Here is an 11,319-nt window from a genome sequence, read left to right as displayed (position 1 = left end):
GTTAATGCACGAGTTGTAATATCGGTTTATTTAACAGGCTATCATAACTTCTTGATTCTGGCATCCGATTCATGAGATTGGTTATTTGATTCTGTAAAACAATAGCTTCGGAACTTAAAGTCATCTGCTGACTAATGATAGAAAGTATATCCATGTCCAGCTCTGTCAGAACTTTACTCGACTCTTTGCTGTCGGTGTAAACTACACCAATCAACTGCCCATCAGAAAATAATGGTACACAGGCCAGAGCCGCAATTTGTTTGCGTTGGATACTCTCACGCTTTGCCAACATTGCATCCTGGCTAACATCCATTGCCACAACGGGGTTAGTGCTATTGATAGCTTTCATCATAGCGCCAACACTTCCTTCGAATGCTCTGTTATTAAAATCTGCATTGGACATACCTAATACAGCGCCTACTTTGAGGCTTTGAAAATCGTTGCCTAACATTACAAGCCCACGCTGGGTACCAGTCAAACCAATCAGTGAATTGAGCTGCTCTTGAAGGGTATCCAGTAACATGTTGTCAGCAACTTGACTGACTATCTTGCTTTGCTCTAATCGCCATTGATTATGGGATTCAATGGCTTTTATTTGCTGTAATGTTTTAGCTTCAAACAAACAATCAATGTCACCGACGGAAATCAGTTCGTTACCATTCAATAGGCTGGCTTCAACTTTAACACCATTAACCTTGGTGCCATTTTGGCTGGCCTGGTCATTCAGGTGCCAGCCATCGGCAAGATGCGACATCAATGCATGTTGTCTTGAAACCGTTGGATGTTTTAAAACTAAATCACAGGTGTCAGCCCGACCAATTCGGTAGTTGGATTGCTCATATAAATAAGCTTCACTTGCTGGCTTGTCTGAATAGCAGACTGTGATTTTTGCAGGCATGATCGTCACTAAACGTTCTAATTCGCGAGACGCAGGCTAAAGCGCAATGTATTTGCATAGGCAATTAACTCACCTGCTACATTGTCAATATCACGACTGGAGCGCCAAACATTCGGAATATCCGCTGGGTCTGCCTGTTCGATAATTCGGCTAAAATCGTCAACTTTATTACTGGCCAAAATATAGTTTTGCGCCGCGATCAACTGCTGTACTTCGTTCAGCTTACTGCTGAGCTCAGTATATAAAACCGGATCAATTTGAGTTGAGAATACCGATAGTTTATTGCTTAAGCGATTGTATTTAGTGTTAACAACCGTCAGAACAGGTCTTAAGTCCGCAACAATTAAAAACTGAGAAAACTTACCCGTTGTACCCCGAGCACGATAACTGCCTGACCCCATGGTCGCAGTAATATCTTCAAACTGACCATTTAAAGGTGCTTTAAAGAAACGCAGTGGTGTTCCTGGCAAATACTCTAAATTGTGGGTGTGAATATCCACTGTGGCTAAGCCCGAAAAAGCAAATCCTTTATTCGATGGCGGCTCAATCGTTATCAGCATCGGAAATGCTGTTAACAAATTAATGTTTAAAGTGTCAGGTAGTCGATTGAGCAAACTGAGATCAGTTATATTAACTACCTCTGCCGTAATACCAATATTGTCAGCAGTAAGGCCAACAGAATTTTCAAATGTTAAGGTTAAATCAGCTGATACGTTCCCTGTAAGATTGATTATTGCTTCAACTTTATTGCCTTGTACCGTCAATTCTACCGGATCCGCCTTACTGGCAGCTGAGCCCAGGCTCAACAATAGAATAGTTACGCTTAAGGCCAGAGCTTTAAAAGCTGTCATCATCATTACCTCGCAACGTGAGAGAAATGTTTCATTAGATAAAACTAATGCAAACCACCAATTCAAAATACTTAAGTTTATGCATTAAAGCAAGAATGCATTGAAATAAACATTAAAAAGTAAGCATCCTTGCTTACTTTCTCTTAGCTTCATTGATAAAAACTATTAAGAATAAGCTATATTATACCTAAAGTTTTCTATCAAGTTACATCACTATCCTATTGATAGTAGGAGTCATAAAAGCGACCAATCAATACTGCGTACTCTGCACGAGTGATAGTCTTACCTGGCTCAAAGTAAGCAACCAATTGAGGCTCTAAGTCAAAGGGCCCCTGCTCAATATGGTAGCGAACGCCTACAATTGATAAGTCTAAAGCTAATTGAACATAACCACGCAACTCTTCAGGAATCTCATCTTGGTCACGGACTACTATCGTTTTTCCATTGTAACTAACCGTAATATCACCAGTGAAACTCTGCGCTTGCTCTTGCAAACCCAGGCTTTGTACCAGCGAATAAGCTAACTCAGCTCTGTTTACCGAGTCATTAGGACGGAATTTGCTACCTTCAGTTAACATAACAGCCTCCTGCTTTTGCACTCGGTCTTTCAATGAACCACCAGTAGCGCTTGCAGACTCAGCAAATGCGGCTAACTCATTACCCACATCACTGAAGCTCACTACAGGCTGGTTCAATAAATCGCGATATTGGCGAACAGCTGCTCCCATCACCAGATACTGGGCCAACTCTTTACGCTTCAGTGCTCGATCAGGACGGAAGAATTTATCATTAAAGCTGTCAACTAAACGCTCACTGGTCGCAAACTGAATAGCATTCTCAGCTGGGTGCCCTGCTATATCATCAAGCCCTTCGTAACCACCTGATGTGAAAATACCAATCTCACCGCTAACAATTTCAGGAACACCAGGACCGTTCGTTGTTCCAGTCGGATCAGCCTCTACACCTGACAACGAAGTTAAACCGTAAGCTGATAATTTCCATGTGCCTTCCTGCGCCGGGGCAGAAACACGCATAGACGTGGTTAATACTGGTAAGGTTAAGTTACCGAAATACGCGGTACCGTCTGGCGCTTCAAGTTTAAGCTTAATGGTATTCGCTAAAGATTCCGCTGAAGCTGAAACCCACACTGCATCAGAGCCGACTGTAAACTCATGAACCTCAGGTTCACCCACTGGCGAATACAACACCTCAAAAGGCTCAGGAGACTCTGGCGGCAGAACAATCGCGTTGCCATTGAAAGTATTCAAGTTGTTAACAGTCACGCTATGCTCAGGGTTATAGTTTAATGCTGCAGCGACAGCCGCATACGCATTCACATAACCAGCACCCACTTCCCACTTTTCATAACCTGGCATGTTGGTAGCGGTTTCCTGAATCAAACGCTTGGTCTCAAGCGGCGTCAAATTAGGATTAGCTTCAAGCATCAAAGCAATGACACCAGCTACGTGAGGAGTCGCCATCGAAGTACCAGAAATCATGGTGTAGTAAGGAAGATATTCAGTTTCAATAGCATCAACATCTGCATCGCCACCATTAGAAACTAGATTTGTTTTTGCGCGCGTTGAAATAATATCAACACCAGGCGCTACCACTGAAATTTCATTGTGATAAGTCCACTCAGTGCCATCAGGCATGGTAAAGGTACCACTCTCATCACGCTTACCGCGCGACGAAAAATCGATCAAAGTGCCTTGTTTAGTACCAGCACCAACCGACATGCCCCAAGGGATCTGTGCATAAGGGTTATGCGTATCTTCACCTGCACCGCTGTTACCCGCAGCAAATACAGAAATCATACCTAACTTATAGGCTTTATAAGACGCTACCGAGATCGGCCCATTTGGTTCATACTTACCGCTAGAACCCCATGAGTTGCTCATCACACGAATCGGAGAATTAAAATCATAGATATGCGTGATGGCATAGTCATAACCACCCAATGCATCAAGTATCGACAGACCCGCACCAGAACCATAACCAACAAGCTCAGCATCAGGAGCTGCCCCTTTGTATTTACCGTCAGAGCTAATGCCCCAGCCTGCTACGGTTCCTGCACAGTGAGTACCATGGCCGACGTTCAAGTCTGTGTTTAGTTGACCTTCTATCCATACACCATCAGTAGGTGTTAAAGACAATGCCTGCGCATGAGTAATGGCCTGTACGTTCTCGACTACTTTTGAACCATACTCAAGATCGGCCAGAGTGGCATCAATGCCCGAGTCATTGACCATAACCGTCACACCTTTACCGGTGAAACTGATGCCATTGGTTTGAGCAAATTCGTTAGTCTGTAACTTCTCCGCACCGGTTAGCTCACGCGAATCAGCATTAAAATAACTTAAGCTACGATTGGCAAAAACAGAGCGAACCCCATTCATTTTGCTGATTTTTTCAATTTGTACCGGTGTTGCCACAACGCCAATAATCGGCAAAGATTTAAACTGAACGCCGTCAGTGATGCCCAGATCCAATAGAGACTGAACCTGTTCTGGTGCCAACTGTTCAAGTTGATCAAAAGTAACAACGGCCATCGTGTTGTCTGTTATCGACATCGTTTGCAGGTTCTGCTGCAACTCGCTGCCAATTACAGCTTCAGCCGCTGCGTTCATGCTAAAGCCAGCTAGTGCGGCAGCACACGCCAGTCGTTTAAAATTAGTATTCATAAATAAACTACCCCTTGGTGATTAAATCTATTTCTATGAGACACCATTCCAAGTCATTTTTGACTTGTTTACTATCGGTGTAACTACTCAGAGTTCATCAGGGAAAACCCCCAATCATGAATGAGGAATGTTGCGGTTATTCTTATAGATAGGAACATTAAAAAAGAGGGCCCGAAGGCCCCCAACGCCTCTCACGAGCAGTTACTGGATCAGGTTTGAAACCTCTACATCTATCGTATAGTCGGTTGAAACACTGATGTATCCGTTGACTCTAAGCGTATAGTCGCCCGCCTGCTCTGGTCTGAATGAAATGACTTCTGGGTTATCTAAGGAAGCGCTACTGGCAACAACTGCGCCACTGGCATCTAACAACTGGAAGTCCAGGTCAGCAACCCCGGCCCAGCTAAGGACTGCGTCGATTGCCACAGCATCTGAGCTAACTGTGATGACATGGTCATTGAACTGAATGTTCTCTGCTGATGGACCAATGTTACCGCTGATGGTTTGTTGTTCAGTAGTGATAGAGGTGCCATTATCAACCAGTTGACCATCCATTTTCAGGCCATCAAAATTGATAGTACCTTCAACGTTTCTGATGGACAGGCTGTGTACCTGTGACGTATCTAAATCACTTAGTACAAATGATTTCGCTGTTGTCTCTGGAGCATAAAAATCAATAATGCCCTTACTTTGACCATTTAAGAACAGCTCTCCATGGCCACCTTTTTTATTAGCGGTGTAAAGAATTTGAATGCTATCGCTGATAAAGTTGAACATCACTTCAGCATTGTTACGACGGCTTTCCTGGTAAGTTCCATCGGTGCTCTCAGAGTCTGACTTAGTGCTCCAGCGAGACACATAGTCGATCATAGAGTCATTCTCAGAAACCAGTTTCCAGTTACCCTGAGATGACCATTTTGTATTACCAGCCATGAACTCAGCACGCTTACCTTCAGTGACACGAGCCATTTCAACTGCGGCCTTAACATTGATATGACCACCGCCCACTTCATGATATTCGTAACCTTCCATTGGATCGGCTGTATCACGAATAATATCTTCGATTTGGTCAGGAGATAGATCAGGGTTAGCTTCAAGCAATAAGCCTGCCACACCAGCAACAAAAGGTGTCGCCATTGAAGTGCCACTCATACCTGCGTAATAGACGTCATACTCAGGATATTCAGGGTCAAGAACTGGACCTAATAAAGGTAAAGCAGTATTCAATGCTTTTGTTGAAATGATGTTACTGCCTGGCGCTGTTACATCAGGAGCTTTGAATTCGTCACCGGCAACACCACGACTTGAGAAGTTTGCTAAATCGCGATTTTCGGTACCTGCTGCGACATTAATAGTCCATGGTGCAACACCATAAGGATTAAGAGTGTTATCACCTGGACCATCGTTACCCGCAGCGAAGGTGACGATAATGCCCTGCTTATAAGCTTCATAAGATGCTTGGTTTGTAGGGCTGTTAGGATCAAAGTTTGCGCCTCCAGAAGTACCCCAGCTATTTGTGATGACATCGATACCGTATTTATCTTTGTTGCCAATCGCATAATCAAAACCAGCAATCGCGTAAAGAATTGAGATAGCATCACCTGCACCAATACCCACTAAAGTGGCGTCTGGAGCAATGCCGTCGTGATAGTTAGCGCGACGAGCATCATCAGCAGAAGCTGCGCCTGTTCCAGCAACAGTACCGGCAACATGCGAACCGTGTCCTGAACTGGTGTCACTGTTTGGCACGCCTTCAAGGAATAAATTCAAGCCACCGGCAAGATCAAGGTCACCAACGATTTTTACGTTCTGTACCACTTTAGAGCCAAGTTGTAAGTCCGGGTGAGTTGCGTCGACACCGGAATCTAGTACGGCAATGGTTGCACCACGACCGGTAACATTCTCAACATCATGAACATAGTGACCTCCAGTGATCTCACCGGAGTTGTAGTTATAGTATTTAAGTGGCGCATCGTAATAAATACTTTTAACACGCTCATCTTTGGCTAAAGCATTAATTTGTGATTTAGTCAGAGTTGCACCAGCCATGGGTAGCACATTCATTGCTAAATAAGGCTGGCCGAGGGTCAACATGACATCGTCCAGTTGTGAGCGTTCATGAGTGGTAACAACAACCTTGGTTGAAGTTAGTGTCGTAGGTAACATCTCTGTTAACTCTGGTCCAATGATAGCATCTGCGTGAGCGGTCCCTGCTACGGCTGCCAAAACACTGGCTGTGATTACTGATACAGTTGGTTTCATGGTTTGGTCCTCGTAGTCAAAATAATAATATTTTTTAGTTCGACTACGACTATGCACAAAGCCATGAAAAAGAGATATTAGGTAAAGCCCCTAGATCAGGCAGGGGTTTTCCCCTAGAAGGAGATAGAAAAGAGAAAGAAAAAAGTAGCTATTATATTGTAAGTTGAAGAATCGTTAATCTGTTGAACATAGCACCAATCCCCCCTTTATATTGAGCTAAGGCACGTACAAAATATAGCAATCAAAATCGTGGATGATTTTGATAAGAATTTTCAGCACAAGGATGTGATGTAAATTCTGGTGCGTCAAGTATTTTGGGAGTAACGCAGGAAGTCACGCAAAGCGTGGCCTCAATATCGGGGTGTCGTTTCTTTTGGTTCCTTTTCTTTGGACAAGCAAAGAAAAGGAACTCGCTGAGTAGCGAAACAAACAATATAAGGCCAACTGAAAAAAGCTTGGACTTACCTAAAGCTTTCTATATAACTACTAGTTTTCACGGGTGACCATCAGAATCGGAAAGAACACCTGTAAACAACAATAAATTACAAACGATTACCCTTTCGATCCAACATGATTGGATCGCCATAACCAAACTCTTTGACTCTTTCCAGTTGAGTAGCTGCATCGCCAACAATAACGTATATCATTTCTTGCTCGTTGGCATATTTCTGATAAATCTGCTTAGCCTGCTCAACGGTCATTGCTTCAAGTTGGGCTTGTTCCTTCTCCACAAAATCAAAGGGCAAATCAAACTTGCTCACTTCATTTAGCATGGTTAAAAGATTCTCAATCGTTTCGTACTCACGGGTACTCCGCTTAATTAACAGGTTCTTAGTAATGTTCAAATCCTGCTCAGCAAAGGTTTCATCATAATTGCCAATCAGATCTTTGAAAATCTGCAGAGACTCTAAAGTGACATTAGCTCGTACCTGTGAATAAGCCATAAAAGGAGCAATAAAGCGAGCTTTGGCAATATTGGTATAAGCACCGTAGGTATAACCTTTTTCAATGCGCAGCGTTTGGAATAAGCGCGCACTACTGCCTGCACCTAAACGGTTTTGGGCAACTGTGAAAGGATAAAAGTCAGGGTCATCTCCTCTCAAGCCACGCTTACCAACGATAATCACGGATTGCTTGGCATCAGGAATATCAACGAAAAAGACCTTGGGTGAATCAAATGACTGAGGCTTTTTATATTCGGGCAATGCAATAGATTCACCTGTCCAATCCTCGGAAAGCTTCTTGATACCCGCCTTAACTTGTTGATGATTAATTTGCCCTACCACATGAATAGCAGCATTTTTTGGTGACAAGGCTTTATCATAAAAAGCCTTTACATCATCAAGAGAGATGGCCGCAACAGATTCAGAAGTACCACCACTTGGGATACCGGCTCGATGCTCCTTACCATAAATCTGGCTATAGAAGGCTCTGCTGGCAACCGCAAAAGGACTGGCTTCGCTTTGCTTGATGCTATTCAGTTGCTTAGCTTTCAGCCTCTCGAACTCTTCCTCATCAAAGCGAGGTTCAAGCAGCATCTCGCTTAGTAAATCCATAGTCGGCTCATAGTTTCTAGCTAAAGTTGTGCCTGTTGCAAAAACCGAGTCATTATTGGCATCAAAACGAATGCTTGCACCTAACAATCCAATAGCATCTTCCAGCTCTTCTGGGCTTTTAGTTGCAGTACCTTCGTTCATCAGTTCAGCCAATAAGTTCGCTACGCCATATTGTCCATCTTTCTCAAGCCAGGCTCCACCATCTATTCGCATGGCAAAACTGACAATAGGCAGTTCGCTATGCTTCATAGTATAAATTTCCAGCCCGTTATCAGCGACCGACTTAGAAATTTCGGGGATAGAAACTTTCGGTGTATCACTTAAAGGCGGCTCCGAACGATCAAGTTTGGTAGGCGTCTTTTCATAATCAGCAACGGCATCAGCATCAAATTCTTTTTCTGCACCTTGCACAATCTGCTCTTCGACTACGTCTGCTTTAACTGAACCATCAACAATAAGTGTTGGCTCATCTTTTGGAACAAAGCTAGTCATTATATAATTTTGATCTTTAATGTACTGATCATAGACACGCATAACATCATCACGAGTGACACTCTTAATGTTTTCTATAGCCTTAGCAACAAAAGCTGGATCGCCTGCGTATTCCTGATAAATACCCAATTGAAATGCTTTACTCAGAACACTGGAAATACCATTATAAAAAGACGTTTCCTGTCTCGCTTTAATGCGCTTCAAGTCATTATCACTGAAGCCTTCTTTTTCAAAGTTCGCTAAAGCTGTATCAATTGCTTTTTTAACTTCATCCAAATCAACACCGGCGTTGGCTCGAACGCGAATGGTAAATGTTCCTGCAATCTCATTAGAACTATTATAGGCAGCAACGGAAGGTGCCAGTTTTTGCTCTTCAACAATCACTTTATAAAGATGAGCTCTTTTGCCCCGACTTAATATTTCACCAAGTGCATCCAGCGCATAAGCATCTTTCTGGTATTGTTCGATAGTAGGAAAGGTAAGTCGAACTTCAGGAACCTTTGCAAAATTATCCAGATGATAGAGCTTTTTGGTTTCTTTAAGCTCAACAGGCATTGGCTCAGGATCCTTAACCGGTTCCGACGTTTTGATTTCGCCAAACCACTTTTCGACCATTTGTTTGGTTTCTTCAAAATCAATGTCACCCGCAATCACTAACGTGGCGTTCGATGGGCCGTAATATTCGCTATAGAATTCTTTTACATCTGCAAGTGTCGCAGCCTGTAAATCATCCAGATCACCAATAACTGTCCAGCTGTAGGGATGACCTTCTGGATAAAGGTTTTTAAGAATAACATGCTGAGTATGTCCGTATGCTTGATTATCAACGCGCTGTCTTTTTTCGTTTTTAACAACCTGCTTTTCTCTTTCCAGAGCACCGTCAGTGACTGTATTGATCATGAAACCAAGTCGATCGGAATCGATCCACATTAACTTCTCAAGTGCGTCTTTAGGAACAACTTCATAGTACATGGTACCGTCAGTCCAGGTTCCACCATTACGTGTTCCACCTAATTCTTCAATCAGCTTACGGTTGGACCCTTGCGGAACATTCTCTGAATCATTAAAAGCCATGTGCTCAAAAAAGTGTGCAAAACCGGTACGCCCCGGCTTTTCGCGGTTTGATCCAACATGCACGATTGTTGCCATTGCCACAATCGGATCAGACTTATCCTGATGCAGAATAACGGTCAAGCCATTATCCAACTGATACTTTTCGAAAGGGATTTTAAAATCTGTCGATTCATCGGACTGAGCAGTTTGACTTTGCTGCTCCTCACTTACCGCCCCATTGTGCTGACACGCAGCAACCGATAAGAACAAAGCTAATAGAAGTAGTATTTTTTTCATTGATACGTCCTAATTGTCAGATTAATTCTTGCACAACACATCTAATTTATTAAATAACACTTTTTCTAAATAAATTCTGGTAATTCCTGGATGTGATTTCACATAACTCGTCGTAACTAATATGATGCAGGTCAGCAACAAACTGCCCTACTTCTTTAACGTAAGCAGGCTGGTTAGTTTTACCACGATAAGGCACTGGCGCCAAATAAGGCGAGTCGGTTTCAATTAATAATTTATCCAGAGGAATATGGCGGCATACCTCTCTAAGTTCTTCGGCATTTTTAAAGGTCACGATACCAGAGAATGAAATATAGAAACCCAACTCTAGTGCCGCTTGCGCCATTTCGAGACTTTCAGTGAAGCAATGTAAAACTCCTCCGCACTCTTGTGCTTTTTCTTCGCGCAGTATATTAATCGTATCCTGACGAGCATCTCGTGTGTGAACGATTACCGGCAAATCTACTTGTCGCGCTGCACGCAAATGCTTGCGGAAACTTTCTTGTTGTAACTTATGGTTTTCAGGATCTTTGTTATAGAAATAGTCTAATCCGGTTTCGCCTATGGCAACAACTTTAGGATGCTTGGATTTTTCCACTAACAAATCAACGTCAGCTTCAGACACAGCATCGTATAGAGGATGGATACCCACTGAACAGGAAATATCATCATTGGCTTCTGCAATCATGCGCACATCATCGAACTTATCGATGGTGATGCCAACACACAGCATGTGTTTAACGCCACGTTCGCGGGCATAATCTAAAGCTTTATTGAGGTCGTTATCGTATGCACCCAGATCAAGGCGATCCAGGTGGCAGTGTGAATCTATAAGCATAAGAAATTAATAGGTGAGATGAGTTACATCGTATGAGTAGGTTTATCTGAATCCAAGCGGCCAGCTAACAAGTTTTCAATTTTATTTTTGGTTTGACCATTATCTTGATCGCTGAATTGAATTCCAATACCGGCTCGCTTATTACCTTGCGAACCAATCGGCGTGATCCAGACAACTTTACCGGCAATCGGCAATTTTTCTGGCTCATCAATAATGGCAAGCAGCATAAAGACATCATCGCCCAGGTTATATTCTTTATTGGTTTGAATAAAGATACCGCCATTCTCCAGGAATGGCATATAAGCTTTGTAGAGGTCTTCTTTGTCTTCGACATGAATGGTTAATATGCCGGGACCCGTTCTTTCTATCCGCATTGGGTAACTGCCTTAAT

General features: G+C 43.0%; 7 protein-coding genes. All 7 read right to left on the bottom strand.

Going from position 1 to position 11,319, the window contains the following annotated elements; all coding sequences use genetic code 11:
* Position 1: 1 nt before the first annotated feature.
* The 7 genes from ACYTXU_RS04780 to ACYTXU_RS04750 all read right to left on the bottom strand — a co-directional run bounded on the left by ACYTXU_RS04780 (position 2) and on the right by ACYTXU_RS04750 (position 11,302).
* Positions 2-898, bottom strand: a complete 897-nt coding sequence (locus ACYTXU_RS04780) for an FHA domain-containing protein (RefSeq protein WP_462208768.1) — start codon at positions 896-898, stop codon at positions 2-4.
* A 17-nt stretch (positions 899-915) separates the two neighbouring features.
* Entirely contained in the window at positions 916-1,755 is an 840-nt protein-coding gene (locus ACYTXU_RS04775) for a DUF6689 family protein (protein ID WP_462208766.1), read from the bottom strand.
* A gap of 212 nt (positions 1,756-1,967) precedes the next feature.
* A complete protein-coding gene (locus ACYTXU_RS04770) occupies positions 1,968-4,433 on the bottom strand; it encodes a S8 family peptidase (RefSeq protein WP_462208765.1) in 2,466 nt (821 codons plus the stop codon).
* Between the two features lie 201 nt (positions 4,434-4,634).
* Positions 4,635-6,695, bottom strand: a complete 2,061-nt coding sequence (locus tag ACYTXU_RS04765) for a S8 family serine peptidase (protein ID WP_462208763.1) — start codon at positions 6,693-6,695, stop codon at positions 4,635-4,637.
* Positions 6,696-7,237: 542 nt separating this feature from the next.
* Positions 7,238-10,093 (bottom strand): M16 family metallopeptidase, encoded by a 2,856-nt coding sequence (locus ACYTXU_RS04760; RefSeq protein ID WP_462208761.1) that lies wholly within the window; start codon positions 10,091-10,093, stop codon positions 7,238-7,240.
* A 49-nt stretch (positions 10,094-10,142) separates the two neighbouring features.
* Complete coding sequence (locus ACYTXU_RS04755; RefSeq protein ID WP_462208759.1) at positions 10,143-10,928, bottom strand: TatD family hydrolase; 786 nt, start codon at positions 10,926-10,928, stop codon at positions 10,143-10,145.
* 23 nt (positions 10,929-10,951) lie between these two features.
* Positions 10,952-11,302, bottom strand: a complete 351-nt coding sequence (locus ACYTXU_RS04750; protein ID WP_018624994.1) for a PilZ domain-containing protein — start codon at positions 11,300-11,302, stop codon at positions 10,952-10,954.
* Positions 11,303-11,319 lie beyond the last annotated feature (17 nt).

It is taken from the genome of Kangiella sp. M94 (assembly GCF_054926195.1).
This window is presented reverse-complemented; position numbering and strand designations above follow the sequence as displayed.